Origin of the sequence: Pseudomonas sp. TAA207 (genome assembly GCF_001529285.1) — a bacterium.
Lineage (GTDB): Bacteria > Pseudomonadota > Gammaproteobacteria > Pseudomonadales > Pseudomonadaceae > Aquipseudomonas > Aquipseudomonas weihenstephanensis.
On sequence record NZ_LLWJ01000065.1, the window covers coordinates 150,496 to 167,019 of the forward strand.

Annotated in this window: 16 protein-coding genes and 1 pseudogene; 9 read left to right on the forward strand and 8 right to left on the reverse strand. The window is 57.9% G+C overall.

Translation table 11 applies throughout. From position 1 onward, the window contains the following. Positions 1-20 precede the first annotated feature (20 nt). Positions 21-986, reverse strand: coding sequence for a GlxA family transcriptional regulator (locus AP059_RS11760; RefSeq protein WP_059766195.1), 966 nt, complete (start codon positions 984-986; stop codon positions 21-23). Between the two features lie 193 nt (positions 987-1,179). Here AP059_RS11760 and AP059_RS11765 point away from each other — a divergent pair, with 193 nt between their 5' ends. After that, a complete protein-coding gene (locus tag AP059_RS11765) occupies positions 1,180-1,821 on the forward strand; it encodes an HD domain-containing protein (RefSeq protein WP_059766196.1) in 642 nt (213 codons plus the stop codon). A gap of 159 nt (positions 1,822-1,980) precedes the next feature. Here AP059_RS11765 and AP059_RS11770 read toward each other — a convergent pair whose 3' ends face one another. Continuing rightward, positions 1,981-3,138, reverse strand: a complete 1,158-nt coding sequence (locus AP059_RS11770) for an MFS transporter (protein ID WP_059765430.1) — start codon at positions 3,136-3,138, stop codon at positions 1,981-1,983. Next, positions 3,131-3,940 carry an alpha/beta fold hydrolase gene (locus AP059_RS11775; protein ID WP_059765432.1) on the reverse strand — a complete coding sequence of 270 codons (810 nt, stop codon included), beginning with the start codon at positions 3,938-3,940 and terminating at the stop codon, positions 3,131-3,133. The genes AP059_RS11770 and AP059_RS11775 overlap by 8 nt, the downstream gene beginning before the upstream one ends. Positions 3,941-4,060: 120 nt before the next feature. Here AP059_RS11775 and AP059_RS11780 point away from each other — a divergent pair, with 120 nt between their 5' ends. The 7 genes from AP059_RS11780 (at position 4,061) to AP059_RS11810 (ending at position 10,315) form a co-directional block, all read left to right on the forward strand. Further along, positions 4,061-4,567 (forward strand): MarR family winged helix-turn-helix transcriptional regulator, encoded by a 507-nt coding sequence (locus tag AP059_RS11780; protein WP_059765434.1) that lies wholly within the window; start codon positions 4,061-4,063, stop codon positions 4,565-4,567. 26 nt (positions 4,568-4,593) lie between these two features. Next, positions 4,594-5,529, forward strand: coding sequence for a LysR family transcriptional regulator (locus tag AP059_RS11785; protein WP_048364122.1), 936 nt, complete (start codon positions 4,594-4,596; stop codon positions 5,527-5,529). A 130-nt stretch (positions 5,530-5,659) separates the two neighbouring features. Continuing rightward, positions 5,660-6,592 (forward strand): TauD/TfdA family dioxygenase, encoded by a 933-nt coding sequence (locus tag AP059_RS11790; RefSeq protein WP_059765436.1) that lies wholly within the window; start codon positions 5,660-5,662, stop codon positions 6,590-6,592. Continuing rightward, the gene (locus AP059_RS11795; protein ID WP_059765438.1) at positions 6,589-8,070 is read left to right on the forward strand and encodes an AMP-binding protein; all 1,482 of its coding nucleotides are present in this window, start codon (positions 6,589-6,591) and stop codon (positions 8,068-8,070) included. Before AP059_RS11790 ends, AP059_RS11795 begins: the two co-directional genes overlap by 4 nt. 15 nt (positions 8,071-8,085) lie before the next feature. After that, on the forward strand, positions 8,086-8,685 hold the full coding sequence (locus AP059_RS11800; RefSeq protein ID WP_048364119.1) for a thermostable hemolysin: 600 nt from the start codon (positions 8,086-8,088) through the stop codon (positions 8,683-8,685). A gap of 50 nt (positions 8,686-8,735) precedes the next feature. Further along, the gene (locus AP059_RS11805) at positions 8,736-9,926 is read left to right on the forward strand and encodes a multidrug effflux MFS transporter (protein ID WP_048364118.1); all 1,191 of its coding nucleotides are present in this window, start codon (positions 8,736-8,738) and stop codon (positions 9,924-9,926) included. Beyond that, positions 9,923-10,315 carry a hypothetical protein gene (locus AP059_RS11810; protein WP_059765440.1) on the forward strand — a complete coding sequence of 131 codons (393 nt, stop codon included), beginning with the start codon at positions 9,923-9,925 and terminating at the stop codon, positions 10,313-10,315. Before AP059_RS11805 ends, AP059_RS11810 begins: the two co-directional genes overlap by 4 nt. Before the next feature lie 97 nt (positions 10,316-10,412). Here the strand turns inward: AP059_RS11810 and AP059_RS11815 are convergent, their stop codons facing one another. From AP059_RS11815 to AP059_RS11825, 3 genes and pseudogenes are all read right to left on the reverse strand, one after another. After that, positions 10,413-11,315: a transporter substrate-binding domain-containing protein gene (locus AP059_RS11815; protein WP_059765442.1), complete on the reverse strand. Its 903-nt coding sequence runs from the start codon at positions 11,313-11,315 to the stop codon at positions 10,413-10,415. Between the two features lie 25 nt (positions 11,316-11,340). After that, positions 11,341-11,691, reverse strand: a pseudogene (locus AP059_RS11820) (RidA family protein). Positions 11,692-11,719: 28 nt separating this feature from the next. Beyond that, complete coding sequence (locus AP059_RS11825; protein WP_059765444.1) at positions 11,720-12,961, reverse strand: D-amino acid dehydrogenase; 1,242 nt, start codon at positions 12,959-12,961, stop codon at positions 11,720-11,722. Positions 12,962-13,070: 109 nt separating this feature from the next. Between AP059_RS11825 and AP059_RS11830 the strand changes: the two genes are divergently transcribed. Next, on the forward strand, positions 13,071-13,979 hold the full coding sequence (locus AP059_RS11830; RefSeq protein WP_059765446.1) for a LysR family transcriptional regulator: 909 nt from the start codon (positions 13,071-13,073) through the stop codon (positions 13,977-13,979). 75 nt (positions 13,980-14,054) lie between these two features. Here AP059_RS11830 and AP059_RS11835 read toward each other — a convergent pair whose 3' ends face one another. After that, entirely contained in the window at positions 14,055-16,043 is a 1,989-nt protein-coding gene (locus AP059_RS11835; RefSeq protein ID WP_059765448.1) for a pyrroloquinoline quinone-dependent dehydrogenase, read from the reverse strand. A 1-nt stretch (position 16,044) separates the two neighbouring features. Next, the gene (locus tag AP059_RS11840) at positions 16,045-16,425 is read right to left on the reverse strand and encodes a hypothetical protein (protein WP_059765450.1); all 381 of its coding nucleotides are present in this window, start codon (positions 16,423-16,425) and stop codon (positions 16,045-16,047) included. Positions 16,426-16,524: the final 99 nt, after the last annotated feature.

A 16,524-nucleotide genomic window follows, 5' to 3' on the forward strand; every position in this document is an offset into this window, starting at 1 on the left:
CCGCTACGCGAGGCAAAGGTTCAGGTCATCGCCGCAAAATGCAGCCGAAACTGCTGCGGCGAAACCCCGAGCCTACGCATGAATACGCTGCGCATATGGTGCGCATCGCGAAAGCCGCAGGCGTAAGCCACGGTTTTAAGCGCAAGGCCGGGGGTTTGCAGCATGGCCCGTGCAGCGTCCACCCTGGCGCCTTCGACGAATTGCGCGGGGGTGGTCTGTGTGTCGCGGGCAAACACCCGCGAAAAATTGCGCGCACTCATGTTGGCCGCCTGTGCCAACTGGCTGATGGTCAGATCGTCCCGCAAATGCTCCATCACAAAATGCTGCACCGCTGCGATCGGTGAAGTGGCCGGGGTCACGGGCATCAAAAAAGGACTGAACTGCGATTGCCCGCCCGTGCGCTGGGTGAACACCACCAAACGCTTTGCCACACTCAACGCCACCTGCGGGCCGTGGTCCTGGCTCAACACATACAACGACAAATCAATCCCCGCCGTGACCCCGGCCGAGGTGTACAGATTGTCATCCTGCACGTAGAGGCGGTCTGCTTCCAACCGTGCACCGGGACATAAACGCGCAAGAGAGGCCACATCATTCCAGTGCGTGGTCACGCGTCGCCCGTCGAGTAACCCGGCGCGAGCGAGCAGGGTTGCGCCATTACAGATAGACCCAAAACGCCGTGAGCGTCGGCAAACACCGTGTAACCACTGATAGAAATCCGCGCCGAAATCCTCATCTGGCAGCGCCGGTCCCCCTGCACACAGCACCATGTCGTAGTGGCTGCGAGCCTGGCTAAACGGGCGATGTGCCTGTATCAGCAAGCCGTTGGAACACGTCAACAAACCCGCCTCCAACCCCACCACATCCAGCGTATACCGCTGCTCGGCGGGAAGGAAACCATTGGCTTCGGCAAACACATCCATCGGCCCGGTCACGTCCAGCGCTTGCACACCGGGGAAAACAATCAATGCGATATTCAGCGTCATCTCGGGAGTGGCCATCAAGGAGTTGAGTGATGAAATACCTCACCCGCCGCCTGTCAGCAAGCCGGCCAAAAGCGCTGGCCGGCATCGCCACTTGATTGGCACGAATCGTCCTTATTGTCCGATTGTTGCCATTATTGCCTGCGCTCAAACTGAACCCGACAGCGCCACTGTGGCGCTGATTGAGGAATTTGCCATGACTCAGACCATCGCCGGCGTCGCCATCCCGGATAGCGCTTTGGCCAAGGCCACCACCGAATACATTCGCGACGTTGAATCAGACCTGCTCTACAACCACTCTCGCCGCGTATTTTTATTTGGTGCCTTGCGCGGCGAACGCCGGCAACTGGCTTATGACCCGGAGTTGCTCTACGTGGGCGCAATGTTCCACGACGTGGGCCTGGTTGAAGGTCACCGCACGAACACTGAGCGTTTCGAAGTGGACAGTGCCAACAACGCCACAGCTTTTATGAAGCCTTTTGGCCTGAGCGACGACGATGTCGAGCAAGTGTGGTTGTCCATCGCCCTGCACACCACACCGGGTGTGCCGCACCACCTGCGGCCGAACGTGGCGCTGGTGACCGCCGGGGTAGAAATGGACGTGCTGGGCATCGATTACGCGGCCTTCAGCGCTGAACAGCGCAACGCCGTGGTGCATGCACACCCGCGTGGCGAAGCGTTCAAGGAGTGCATCTTGTGTGCGTTCGCCAACGGTTTCAAACACCGCCCGGCAACCACCTTTGGCACCGTCAATGCCGACGTGCTGGTGGACAAAGACCCGAATTTCAAACCGCTGAATTTCGTGGACATCATCCGCACGTCGCCATGGGCGTCCTGAGGTCAATCACCTGTAGTCACTGGCGAGCTACGCGCGGATGCGATAGGGCGCCAGGCAATCGTAAAACGCTCACCTCGCGGCATCTGGTGCACCACCGTGTTTAAGCTTACGGCCGCTTCGCGCCCGATCGCAGCCTCGTTCCTCGACAGCGACTACGCGCTAGGCAGGTGAAACAGGTCGTAGCGGAGCGAAGTGCCTGCACAGGATCAGGAGTATGGCCACGGCGATGGCCATACCCACCCACGCCAGTCGAAGCGAGGCCAGTTCATCACGCAAAACGCCCGCCAAAAAAGGCATGGTTCCGGCGATTAAATAACCGCCCCCCTGGACAAACGCCAGCAACGACCCCGCTTCGGCGGGTGAACTGGCATGATCCAGGGTCACGATCAACGACAGCGGGAAAAGAGCCCCGATGCCCAGCCCAAGCAAAATCGTCGCTGGCACGACCAGTGCGAGCGGCGCCGCAATCAGACAGCCCAGCCCGGCAATGACCAGGATAATCACCAGCGCGAGCGGACCTCTTCGGTCCGGGAACCGATGAATGATTGCTGATACAAAAAGCCCGGCCAGCACCTCTGTGAGTGTGAGCGCTCCCAACAGATATCCGGCATTGGACGCTGGCCAACCCAGCTCGATGTAATACGGCGGCAACCAGGCCAACACCAAGGTGTAGGCGCCGGTGCCTATCCCGAAAAATGCCATAAGCAGCCAGGCACGGCTGCTTTTGATGGGCAAGCGGGCCTTATTGGCTTGGGGACGATGGTCATTGACGCTCATCACCCATACACCGAAGGCGATGATTGCCGGGAATGCAGCCATCCCCAGCGTCATTCGCCAGCCAAGCACATCGGCACTGGGCGCCGCTGACGCGGAAGCGATGGCCGCCCCGGCCATGATCCCGGTCGTAAACAAGCCCATCAAGGTGCCTGCACTCTGGGGATAATTGCGCTTGAGGAAGGCAGGCATCAGCGCCTGGGTCACCGCGATCCCGATACCGCCCAGGGCCGCCGTGGCGATCAAACTGGACGAGCCGTCAATGTACGCACGCGCGCCACTGGCCACGGCAATGAGCAACAGGCCCAGGGCAATCCCTTTGTTTTCACCGATCCAACCCTGTAGCCAAGGCCCGGCCAGCGCAAACAGGCCCATCATCATGACCGGCAGCGTGGTGAGCAGGCTTGCCTGAGCGCTGCTCAGTGCCAGGTCAGTTTGCAGGACGCCCAGCAAAGGTCCGATTGCAGCCATGATGGGCCGCAAGTTGATGCCAACCAGCACAGCCAGAATGCCAATCATTGTTTTTGAGAGGCGACTATCCATGCCGATGTCCTTGCAAAAAATCAGTCACCAGACGGTTGAATTCATCAGCACAAGGGACATTGAAAACGTGCCCTTCACCCGCCACCACTTCAACTTTGGCCGACGGGATCAGGTCGCCAATTGCCTGAGCTTCCGCAACAGAACTCATAGGATCGGCCTCACCGGCCAGAACCAGGGTCGGAGCGGTTATCAGCCCCAACCGGGGGCCGACATCGTAACGCTTCATCCCCTCACACCAGTTAACAGGGTTACGTGCATCTTGCGCCGCCGCCTGTGCATGCCAGGCCTGATAACACATCATCCCGGCCGAGGTGTCGGCAAAGGCCTGACCCACCAGGTCAGTCCAGCTCGATTTAAACCGCTTCAGGCAACCGTCGGGCTGCGTCAGCGCCTCTATCCAGCTATCGAGCATCTGTTGTCGATGCGGCGTGGCCATTGTTTTAAACGTCCCGGCGACCACCAGTTTGTCGACCGCGTCGGGATACTGCGCTGCCACTTCCAGAGCGACCATACCGCCGAGCGATAAACCGATAAAAATGGCACTTTCCAAGCCAAGAAACTCAAGCAGGGCCACTATCACCTGTGCTTGCTCATGCGCGGTGAACACCCGACCGACATTTGCGGATGCACCATGCCCCAGTAAATCAGGGATAATCACCCGGTGGCCTAAACGCAGCATGTCCACGACCTGCGGTGCCCAGACCCTTCCTGTGTTCCCCAGCCCATGCAGAAGCACTATTGGAGTCCCGGCCCCTGCATCGAAATAGTAATAGCGGTCTTCACTGTGATCGAAAAATGCCATACGTCCTCCCTCGTAAACTGCGTTCGATGACAAAGATATCTTAACGTTAAGACATCTGGAAGCCGATAATGTTCGTTATCCTGCCAACGCCGATGCGTTTACGAATAAAAAGGAGCAGCTTTGAAAGACCATGTAGATTTTGTGGTGGCCCAGTGGGCTGAAGCAATGCCCGGTATCGACGCCTCCTCGATGGAGATTTTTGGCCGAATGGCCCGCATCCAAAAACACCTGGATCGCCTTCGTGCTGAAGCCCTGGCTCAATATGGATTTAAAGAAGGTGAGTTCGACGTCCTGGCCACTCTTCGTCGCTCAGGGGCACCCTATTGCCTCACGCCAACCGAACTTTATCGCTCACTGTTGATAACTTCGGGGGCCATGACCAACCGTTTGACCCGACTGGAAAGCGCCGGGATGATCGAGCGCATAGTGGATGAGCAAGACAGACGCAGCGTGCAGGTGTGTCTGTCTGAACGGGGCAAGGCCTTGATTGAACAGGCGGTGAACACACATACAGAAATCCAGAATTGCGTACTTGCACCGCTCAAGGCCGAGCAGCGGAAAACCCTGGCCGGGATGCTGAAAAGCGTACTGACACACCTGCCCGGCGAGTCCGCTCCCACCGAGTGATCAGCATAATTTAGAGGGAACTTTCTATGCTACACAGCAACTATCTCAAGCAACTGGATCTGCAAGACATCGTCGTGTTTTTGAACTTGCTTGAGCAACGCAGCGCCAAGCGCACCGCCGAGCTGATGAGCATCAGTCAGCCAACCGTCAGTTACTGCTTGAAAAGGCTGCGCGGGTGTTTCGACGACACGCTGTTCGCCTCATCACAGGGCGCATTACTCCCCACAACGAAAGCAGAAAAAATCGCGCCGTATCTGCGCGTGGTCGTGGAATCAGTCAACCGCTGTGCAGAGGAGGAAGCCGGTTGGCCCTCGGCTGCCGTGACCAAAGTCTGGCAAATATGTGCACCCGAGCATTTCGAGTTGTCTGTCTTGCCGCAGGCCCTGCAGTCGTTGGCCAAAGAGCAGACCGCTGTCTCGTTGCATCTGGAACGCCTGAGCCGTGACCTGCCCATTGACCGGCTCATTTCCGGGGACGTCGACATTGCTATCGGGTTTGGACCGGGTTATCACCAACTTCACCCGGAACTGGAATGGCAATCGATCTTGAATGATCAATTTGTGTGCCTCACCAGTTATCTAAGACAGGACGCTGGCAAGACCATGAGCCTGGACGAGTTTTGTGCATCGCCGCACGTATACCCCACGCCCTGGCTCTCTGAAAAAAACATGGTCGACAGTTGGCTCGATAAAATAGGCCGTGCGCGCAAAGTATTAGTCAAAGCAAACGGGTACCAGGCGTGCGTCAATATTATTGCCGCCGTACCCGCCACCTTGGCACTTCCCGCAAAACTGCTACCGTTACTTCGTATTCCTGAAAGTGTGGTCATCTGTGAACCGCCGATGGGGTTCCCACAATTCACGCTGGACATGATCTGGTCAAAAGACCGCAGTCGCAGCCTTGATATAGGCAACCTTAGAAGACTGATCCACAGTGCCTCCGAAGAAATTATGAACAAGTAAGATAAGTAAAATTTAAATTTTCCGAGCGCATTTCTAATTCTTAAAACCCGCACCCATCAAGTTTCTCTTACTGTGTGTTCACCGGTAGCAGCAATGGCTACCAGAGCTCACCCTCCAGGAGGAACGTTCGATGCTGGCTCAAGCGCAGTCGTTAGATTTCCCGTTTTATCGCCAACCTACACCAGGCTTTGGATTTGAGTGCCTTTATGCAGTAGAGCCTGACGTCAAGGCACTCACGTCGGTCAGCACTGAGGAGTTGTACGGTGACCTCGCCCACAGCGGCGTCGTGATTTACCGCGATTTTAGCGACACACTTCAAGATTTTAACGATTTTGTCAGCGCTCACTCGTCGAGAGTCACGTTCGATCCTGCGCGCACCACATCGACTGCCAACACCGCCGAGATTATTGCCGGCTTGCATGAAATGGGCCTGCATCGGGAAAACGGCAACCTGCCGTTCAACCCTGATATCCAATGGTTCTTCTGCCTTGAAGCCGCTTCGGTGGGCTCTGAAACAACAATGTGTGACGGCCAGAAGGTGCTCTTTGACCTGTCTTCCAAAACACGCAAATTGTTCGAAAACACACCGATAAAATATTCGCGCCGTATTCCATGGAATAACGTTAAGCGTTTTCTGAGTGTTGAACTTGAGCGGCCTCTCGAAGACATCACCGATGAGCACCTGGAACTCGTTAACCAAAAAGTGACCGGCCAAACTTATCGCCGAATTGACCAGAACTTAATCCACTCGCAATTAATCATTTCAGCCGTGGAAACAAGCTGCTTTGGTGGCAAACAAGCCTTCTGCAACTCCATGCTTGGCCCAAGTGTTAACTATGAGCCACCCCGCATTACATGGGAAAACGGCGACGATATATCCCTCGATATATGGGATGAGTTGAAAGACGTTACCGCGCGCAACACCTACAGCCACTTCTGGAAGAAAGGCGATATCGTCGTGATTGATAACACCCGCGTCATGCACGGCCGTCGCCGCCTCGACGATCAGTCCCGCCGTATTTTTGGTGCTCAAAGTTATCGTGTAGGAGGGATTGATCAATGATCACTAAAAAAATGCAGGACTATTTGACCGGCACCCCTGACCGGGTCGTTATCAAAGAAATGAACGGCCGCAGCTATACCCTGTATGAACTGCGCAACGATGTGAACCGTCTGGCCAGCGCCCTTGAAGAACGCGTGGGTCGCTGCGAGCGCAAGGTGTTCGGCATTGCCATGCGCTCTTGCTACGAATGGGTCTATACGCTGCTGGCGATCCAGAAAGTGGGCGGTGTTCTGCTGCCCGTGCCTATCGAGTTCTCCGACGATCAAATCGAGAGCCTGCTGGGCAAAGCCAGCGCTGTATTTGTCAGCGATGAAAAGACCAAAAGCCGGATGGGTCACATCCTGCCGTCCAAGCCATGTTTCATACCTGCCCAATTGGTGACAGGCCAGACGCACGAAGCCTGGAGCCACGAGGATGAACGCCTGGCTGAAGGCATCGTGTCGGTTATCCACACCTCGGGCACTACTTCTAAGCCAAAAGGGGTCTTGATCCGGGACGAGGCCGTAGGGCTGCTCGTTGACAATGTAATGAAGCGACTGCCGCAGCAGCCCCTCCATTACTTCTCCATTGTTCCCATGAGCCTGCTCATCGAACAGGTGCTCGGCGTGTTCATCCCGATCCTCTCGGGCGGCACCTTGACGCTGATGCCAAAAGGCATCGCAGAGTACGGTTCGGCGAGCGGCAATGCGCGGCATTACCTGGAATTGATCGCGCCAAACGAGCCGAACTTCCTGTACCTCCCGCCAAAATTGCTGGAAGAAGCCAACCTGCTTCTGGAAACCCACACCCGCGAGCAGTTGTTCGGCAATAACCAGCCGCACATCATTACCGGTGGCGCCAAAATACCGGCCAGCGTGCTCCACGAACTGGACGCCAAAGGCGTGCAGGTATTCGAAGCCTATGGCCTGAGCGAAAACTCATCGATCATTTCCCTGAACTCACCCGCTGAACGCCAACTCGGTTCAGCCGGCAAGCTGCTGGACGGGATCGAGCCCAAGTTCGTGAACGGTGAATTGCTGGTCAAAACACCCACCCTGTGTGCCGGTTACTACAACTCGGATGACACCTCCTGCGATCTGTCCGATGGCTATCTGCACACCGGCGACATTGCCGATTTGCGCGACGGGTTTTTGTATATCACCGGACGAAAAAAGCACGTCATCATCCTGTCCACCGCACGCAACATCTCGCCCGAGTGGGTTGAAAACGTCTACAAAGAAAGCCCGCTGATCGACGACATGATCGTGATGGGTGAGGGCAAGGATGAACCTTGTGCACTGGTGCTCTCGTCCGCAGACGCCCCAACCGTGCGGGCCGAAATGGCCAAACTGGAACATCGCCTGGCGGACTTTGCGCGGATTGACCGGATCCAAGTGATCAATGACATTTCCGGTTTCAGAGAGCAGTTCTACACCGTCACCGGGCGTCCACGTCGCGCTGAAATTGAAGCTCGCTTCCTTGACTCGTTGTACGCATAAGCGAAAGGAAGCCTTATGTACTTAGTACGCAATTTCTACCGCGACCGACCGGGCTATCGCTGCGTTCAGGAGGCCGTGCGCGATAACTACTTGAAGCATTACGGCGCGACGCCTGAGCCAAAACCGGACCTGTTCGTCTGCCTGACCCAAGCCGATGGCGCAGCACCAGGGTTTGCCTGCCTGGGCATCACCTATGGTGATTCCGGCACGCTGTTCAGCGAGCAATACCTGGATGAATCGCTCGACACCTCCTATGCCATTGGCCGTGCGCGCATTGCAGAAATCGGGGCGTTTGCTTCTTTTCAAAGCGGCAGCGGTGCTGGCAGATACCTGCTCAACACGGTCCTCAAAACGCTGGCCCTGCATAACTACGGCCTCGTCGTGCTGACAGCCACTGAACAGGTTCGACAGATTCTGGGCCAGATCGACGTCAGCCTGGACGATCTGGGGCAGGCCGACCATAGCCGCGTGAAAGATCAGCAGGTCAACTGGGGCACCTACTACAGCCAGGCCCCCCGCGTAGTTGCTTCACGACTCAGCCCGCCGATGTCGTGGGAGCACAAGCCGCTGGGCTTGGTGCGACCTCAAAACTATGCCCTTGCGGCATCCGCTTAACGTATCCCGGCCCGGGTGACGCTCGTCACCCGGGCCTTTGAGGCTTATCTATGGTTACTAATAAGCGTTACGAAAACTTCATCGTCTTTCTGGCCCCGCTGATCAACAGCGTCGGCGGCATCGCCATTGACCTCTACGCGCCAAGCATCCCCTCCATTGGGCGGGAGCTGGACGCCAGCCCGTCGCTCATGCAGAACACCATCACCATCACCCTGCTGTGCTACGCCATCGGGCAACTGTTCTTCGGCATTCTGGCGGATGCGTGGGGACGCAGACCGGCCGTGTTGCTGGGCCTTGGCCTGTTCCTGGCCGGGAGCGTCATGGCGGCCACATCGTCCTCCATTGAAATGCTACTCGTCGCCAGGGCTTTACAAGGCTTTGCCATTGGCGCGTGTCAGGTCGTAGCGCGAGCGGTACTGGTCGACACGGTCAAAGGTCCTCGATTTACGGTGGCGATTATTTACCTGAGCCTGGCTTTCGGCTTGGGCCCCGTGATCGCGCCCTATATTGGGGGCGCCATTGAGGTGCATTTTGGCTGGAGATACAACTTCGTTCTCTACGCCGTCTATGGCCTCGTGGTGTTGGCGTTCGTCATGGCGGGCCTGAAAGAATCGCTGCCCGTTGAGCGCAGAAGAAGCCCGCTTCAGACAGTGGCTGGCTATGGCGCAATTCTGGCCGATAGCAATTTCCGCGCGTCAGTGATTATTCTGGGCGCCAGTTTTTCTGCCTTTTTGTTGTGGAACGTTATCGGCCCCTACATCGTGCAGGACCGCCTGGGGTACAGCGCCCAATTCTTCGGGACCACGGCATTAGGCGTAGGCGCGTGCTACCTGACAGGCACGTTGATCAACCGCTTTTTAATCAAGTTCATCGCCCCCGCAAAATTAATGTGGGCGGGCGCCGCACTCTTCGTGACGGGCGCAGCCGTTATCGCCTCAACCCCCAATGAACTGCGCCTGGCGACTGCGCTGGCTGGCATCATGCTGATTGCATTTGGGCAGGGGTTCATTTTCTCCAATGCGCTGGCCCGCTCCATGTCGCTGTTCCCTGACCGGGCAGGTGTTGCTGCCAGCCTGCAAGGGTGCCTGATGCTTGCGTTTGGTTCTGCGGCTTGCGCGGCGGCCAGCGCCTTGCCGTTGCAGACTAACGTCGCTATCGCGGGTCTGTTCTTCGCCTTGTTTGTGGTCACCCTGATCGGGATGCTGTCGCTGGGCCTGTCCCGCAGAACGGCCATCGCATGACGCCGCTCATCTGGGGCTTTCGCGCTGTACTGGGCGGGTTCTGGCTATGGGCCGGGCTGAGTAAGTGGCTCTACGGGTTCGATGCCACCGCATTTTTGCAGGGTGCGCTGGGCAATCCCGCTGTCCAGGCCGCGCCTTACGCAGGGCTGACTGTTGCGGTGATTGAGTGGCTGATTAAAACGGGGATGCCCGTCGTCAACGCTGTCATCCCGCTGCTGGAGGTGGCCCTGGGGGTCTGGTTTGTGTCTGGCAAAGTGCTGCGCGGCGCAGCCCTCGGGCAGGCCGGTATGAGCCTGATGTTTGTGGTGTGCGGCGCTATCAGCTGGAACCCGCTGCTGTTGGCGAGTTCATGCGTGTTGCTGGCGCTGCCACTGCCTAAAAAACCGTAGCCACTGCCGCAGGCTGCGTCAGGTCACTCGCCCCGAGTGGCCTGACGCAGCTTCGCGGTGCTCGGCTGCTACAGGCCCTCAACAGGTCAGTGGCGGTTTACTCCACGGGATCGCTCACGGGCTTGGCAATGATTTGCTTGAGTTCGGCCGTCATCGGGAACTCCAGATTCAAGCCATTGGGCGGGATCGGCTGTTCGAACCAGCGCTGGTAAATACCCGTGATTTCACCTGAGCGGTACAGGTCGGCCAGGGTCTGGTTCACCACCGCCAAGAACTGCGGATCGTCTTTGCGCACCATGCAGCTGTAGATTTCACGCGATTGTTCATCCCCCACCACCACCCAGTTATGCGGGTCACGAGCCTTCGCGCGTTCGCCATAGAGCAGCGCGTCATCCATGTAAAACGCCACTGCGCGCCCGGTTTCGAGCATTTTGAACGCCTCACCGTGGTCTTTGGCGCTGATCACATTCATGCCCATTTTGTGATCGGCACTGTAGCTTTTGATGAAACGCTCATTGGTGGTGCCCGCCGTGGTCACGACGTTTTTCTCGCGCAGGTCATCAAAGCCTTTGATGCCGCTGTCCTTGGCGGTCAACAACTGGCCTTTGACGTAAATAAAACCATAAGAGAACGCCACCTGCTTTTGCCGTTCCGCCGTCACACCCGTGGAACCGCATTCCAGATCCACCGTGCCGTTTTGCACCAGAGGAATACGGGTTTGCGACGTCACCAGGTTGTATTTGATTTTCAGCGGTTTATCGCCCAGCTTCTTTTGCACGTTTTCGACGATTTTATTCGCCAGATCAACGGAGTAACCCATCGGTTTGCCCGTGTTATCGCCCACATAGGAAAACGGCACCGAAGCATCGCGGTAGCCCAGCGTGATGCTGCCCGAGTCGGCAATTTTCTTCAGTGCGCCCTGCAATGGCGCCTCTGTGGCGGATGCTGCCTGACTGATCAACAGGCCCAACGTGCAACTGATCAAGGTGAGTTTTTTCATCTTCTTATTTCCCCTTTAAAACAGATTAACGACGTGCAGCAATCACACTGATTTCAACCAGCACCTGGGGCCGCGCCAGTTCGGCTTGCAGCGTGGTGCGGGTCGGCGCCTTACCGGCTGACAACCAGGCAGACTACACCGTGTTCATGGCGGCGAAGTCGCGCTGGATGTTTTGCAGGTAAATCGTGGCATTGAGAATGTGGTCCTTGTCACTGCCGGTCTCGGCCAATAAGGCGTCGATTTTGCCAAGGACTTCCGCGGTTTGCGCAGCAATATCCACGGTTTGAGTCGGCACCTGACCGGACAAAAACACCAGCGCCTCAAACGTCACGGCAGCGCTCAATCGCTCATTGCTGTTAATGCGGTGAAGGGTCATCGGGCTTTCCTTGTTGTGAACTACAGATTCATGCGGCATGCGGCGCAAGGCCGTGCATGTCGATAGACGTTTGACGTTGCGCGATCAGCTCCGCCAGTAAACGGCCGCTGCCACAGGCCAGGGTGAAACCCAGTGCGCCATGACCCAGATTGAGCCACAGGTTGCGATAACCACTGGCGCCCAGAATCGGCACACCGGTGGGTGTTGCAGGGCGCATGCCAGCCCACTCAGTGGCCTGGGCATAGTCGCCCGCCTCAGGGAAGGTGCTGCGCGCCAGTTGGCGCATTTGTGCGAGGCGTTTGGGGTCCGGGGCCGGGTCAAAACCCACGATGTCGACCATTGCCGCGATACGCAGTTGCTCGCCAATCCTCGCGTAAACAATTTTGCGGTCGTAGTCGGTGATGCTCACGTGCGGGGCTTTTTCCACATCGGCCAGCGGCAAGCTCAGGCTGTAGCCTTTAAGCGGATACAACGGCAGGTTCAGACCGGGCAAGCGCAGCGCCGGGCTGTTGTGCCCCGCCGCGAGGACCAGTTGATCGACCTGCAAACGCTCATCGCCCATGTCCACGGCCGACACGGCACCGTGACTGTGCACCACACCCGTCACGGGCTTGCCAAGCACAAAGGTGCAGCGGCCAGAAGCCTCTAAGCGTGCGACCAACTGCTGGCAAAACGCGTGGCAATCACCCACTTCTTCATCCGGCGTGTAAATGCCACCCACAAAACTTGACCCTTGTAGACCCGGCGTAAGCGTTGCGCATTCACTGGCCGACAGCGCGTGCTGGAAAGGGCTGTGGCTAACGTTTTGCCGGGCTTTATCGAAATGGCCCTGCTCACGAAAAGCCACGAGCTTGCCGTTTCGTCGCCAGCCAAACCCGCTCAGTTGGTCTTCTTCGCGCCACTGTTGCAGCGTGGCCTGACTCAATAGCGCCAAACGCAGCAAATGTGCACCGTTACGCTGATTCACCGAACCACGGCAGGCGCCGACAAACGCGGCCAGCCAGCGCCATTGGGCCGGGTCCATGCGCGGGCGCAGCTTGAGCGGTGAGTCGGCGCGCAACAGCCAGCCCATGGCCTGCCACGGCACGCCAGCATCTGCCAACGGTGCCACGTAGCGATAGGACAATTGGCCGCCATTGGCAAAGCTGGTCTGGCTGCCCAGCGTGGGCTGGGCTTCGATCAGCGTCACTACAAAGCCGTCACGCACCAGCGCATACGCCGTTGCTAGCCCAATGACGCCACCGCCGATGATGCAAACCCGCTGTGCCATGTCAGTCCTTAACCCAAAGTTATGCGAACCTCAGATTAGGGGCAGGTGACAGGCGCCGAACAATGAATAAAGATGCTTAACCCATAAACAAAGGTTATGGACTACAGCCATGCGCTTGCGACATATCGAAGTTTTCCAGGCTATTCGTCAAACCGGCTCGGTGAGCGCGGCGGCGCAGTTACTGCACGTTTCGCAACCGGCGGTGAGCAAGGTGTTGCAGCACGCCGAGTTGCAGTTGGGGTTTGCGCTGTTTTTACGGGTACGCGGCAAACTCCAGCCCACGCCCGAAGCCTTGCTGCTGGAGCGCGAAGTCGACAAGGTCACTGAAAGCCTGCAAGGGGTACAGCGTCTGGCTGAAAGCTTGCGCCGCCAACCCGGGCACCGGTTGCGCATTGGCAGCACGCCAGCCCTGGCCTTGTCACTGATGCCGCCGGTGATCAGCGAATGGACGCGCCGTTATCCCGATACCCAGTGCGAGCTGGCCAGCGCACACACCCGTGAACTGGTGCAAAACCTGTTGATGCGCGAACTGGACGTGGCCCTCACTTTCAAGCAACCTGAACACCCAGGACTCAAGGCACAGGCGTTGGCTCACGGGGTTTTAGTGGCGCTGGCACCCAGGGACTACTGGGCCGAAAAAGACCTCGGTGTACCCTTGGCACTGGATGAACTGGCCAACGCACCGTTAATTGGTCTGAGCAGTGCCGATCCGCTGTTTGCGCGGTTTGAAAGTTACCTGAACACCGTCGAACCACCGCCGCGCATCAACATCGCGGTGCAAACCTATTCGCTGGCCAGAGCCATGGTGGAGTCAGGTGCCGGATTGGCAGTGATTGATCCGTTTACCGCGCTGGGAGCCTCATGTGAGAGCACGCGGATACGGCCTTTGACACCGGCATTGCCGATCACGCTGTACGCCTTGACCCGTGCCGACGAACCGGGCCCGCATACACTCGACGGGCTGCTGCAACTGTTTGCCCAACGCGCCAGCGAACAGTTGCAGCGGTTGTCCTCCTAACCGTAGTCGATGCCGCAGGCTGCGAGCTTTTAAAATCAAAGGCTCGCAGCCTGCGGGCGGTTCAGGTGCCACGCATTATTTGGGCAATGCGTAGACCACCACCTGATCACCCACCTGGTCTTTCATGATCGAGTTACCGCCCGCCACAAACGCTACGTATTGCCGCCCCTTGTACTCATACACCGCAGGGTTGGCCACGGCAGGCGCCATGACGATGTCCGACCACAACTCTTTGCCGTCCTCCAGTGCGTAAGCACGCACCTTGGCGTCCATCGAAGCACCGATGAAAATCACCCCGCCCGCAGTCACGGCCGGGCCACCAATGGTCGGCGAGCCCATGTCTTCAGGCATGTACCAACCCCACTGTTGCACGGCCCCCATCGGACGACGCCATTTCACGTCACCGGTGCGCATGTCCAGGGCCACGATTTCACCGAACGGCGGCGCCCAGCACGGCATGCCGGCCCAGTTCTGCGCGTTCAGCAACGACATGCCATACGGCGCGCCGATTTGCGGGTAGAAGCCGTTTTCGTTACCTGCCTCTTTCGGTTGCTTGTCATACGAGGCGCGGTCCCACAGCTTGATCATCTGCACGATGTGCGACGTGTTGACGATTGCCACCTGGCTCACCGGATCGAACGCAACGCCGCCCCACTGCACGCCGCCCGCACTGTCCGGGTACGCCAGCACGCCGTTACCTTTGGTGGAAGGTGGCGAGTACATGCCGTTGTATTCCAGGCCGTCCCACATCTTCGAGCACTGCCCCAGGCCCACAATGTCGGCGACTTTCCAGATCGCCGGTTTTTTCGACTGATCCATCAACGGCGCAGGTTTGGTCGGGAACGGTTGCGTCGGCGAATACACCTCGCCCTCAGCATCACCTTGCGGCACCGCACGCTCTTCAATCGGCCACACGTCCTCACCCGTGCGGCGGTCAACGGTAAACAGGAAGCCCATTTTAGTCGCCTGTACCAGCGCGGCTACCGGCTTGCCATTGACCGTGATGTCCATCAACGTCGGGGCCGAGTTGATGTCGTAGTCCCAAATGTCATGGTGAACCCACTGCCGCGACCAGACCACTTTGCCGGTGTTGATGTCCAGTGCGGTGGTTGAAGTGCCGAGCGGAATCGGCTTGGTGCGGTTGCCACCCCAGTAATTGGGCGATGGCGAAGAGACCGGGATGTACAGCAAGCCCAGCGCCGGGTCATAGGACATGGCGGTCCAGATGTTGGCGGTGCCGGTTTTACCTGCCTCTTCTTCCGGGATCGGCTTGAACTCCCACTCCAGCTCACCGGTGCGTGCGTTGAGTGCGAACAATGAACCTGGCGATTCAACTTCGTACTCCCAGTCCTTACCGGCCCAACCGACGATCAGTTTGTCGCCGATGACCGTAGGCGGTTGCAGCACCGACAGCGGCCATTTGGCGTTAACGGTGTTCCATTGGTTGACGTCCACCACACCGTTTTTACCGAACTTCTCGCACGGTTTGCCGGTGTCCGCATCGACGGCGTACAGCTGGGCGGTCATGTTGCCCAGATACACGACTTTTTGGCAGGCAACACCCGCTTGCGGGGTTTTCTCCTGCCAATAGGCCACGCCACGCGACTTCAACGCAGGCTGGGTTTCGGCCACCAAGGGCGACTTGGTATCAAAGACCCACTTCTCTTTGCCGGTCTCGGGTTCGAGGGCAATGATGCGATAAAAAGGCGTGCCGACGTACAGCGTGTCATTGGCAAAAATCGGCGTGGCCGACCAGACCGACGGCGGAATCTTGCCGGTGCCGGTGGACATGTCGCCGGTGAAATATTGCCAGACCTTGGTCAGCTGGCCGACGTTGTCTTTATTGATTTGCGTGAGAGGCGAGTATTTCTGCGAACTCAACTGGCCGTGAAAGCTGTCCCATTCTTTGCCGTCAGGTATCGCCAGCCTGGCGCTTTCGGCCGACACGCTGGAAGGTGCCAGCAACGGCGGCGGTACGGTATAGGTCTGGGCGTGAGCGGTGCTAATGCCCGCAAGAATGCACAGGGCCGGTGCACCCAACAGGTGCTTTTTCAGTCCATTCATGTCACGCGCTCCTGACCGGTTGAGTGAAGGTTTCGATCACAACGCCTATCGCGCCCACAGCCAGCACCGCCGCGGTCAACCAACCGTGCAAAAACAGTGCAGCGACAAAGGTCCCGACGATCCCGACCCAGCTCAAAAACAGCAGAAAACCGCGCAGCCCGCCTGTATGACTTTTAACCAGTAACAGGCCCAGAACCACCATCACCACTTCAGCGAACATCGCTGTCATCGCCCCGCCGGAGCCATCAATACCGGACAACGGCGTAAAGAATCGCCAGGCCGTAATGGCCAGGGCCACCAAGGCCGCAATGATCAAAATATAGGCACCGGTATGGCGCCTGGGCGCTCCCGATGGCGGTGCGTAAGTCGCAGATGTACTCATCCCTTTCCCCTTTTTCGTTATAGGCACACTCAGCACATCGCTGAAAGCCCCTTCAGCCAAACGAATTCAGTGTAGTCAAGGTAAGACGAGTCGCACTCC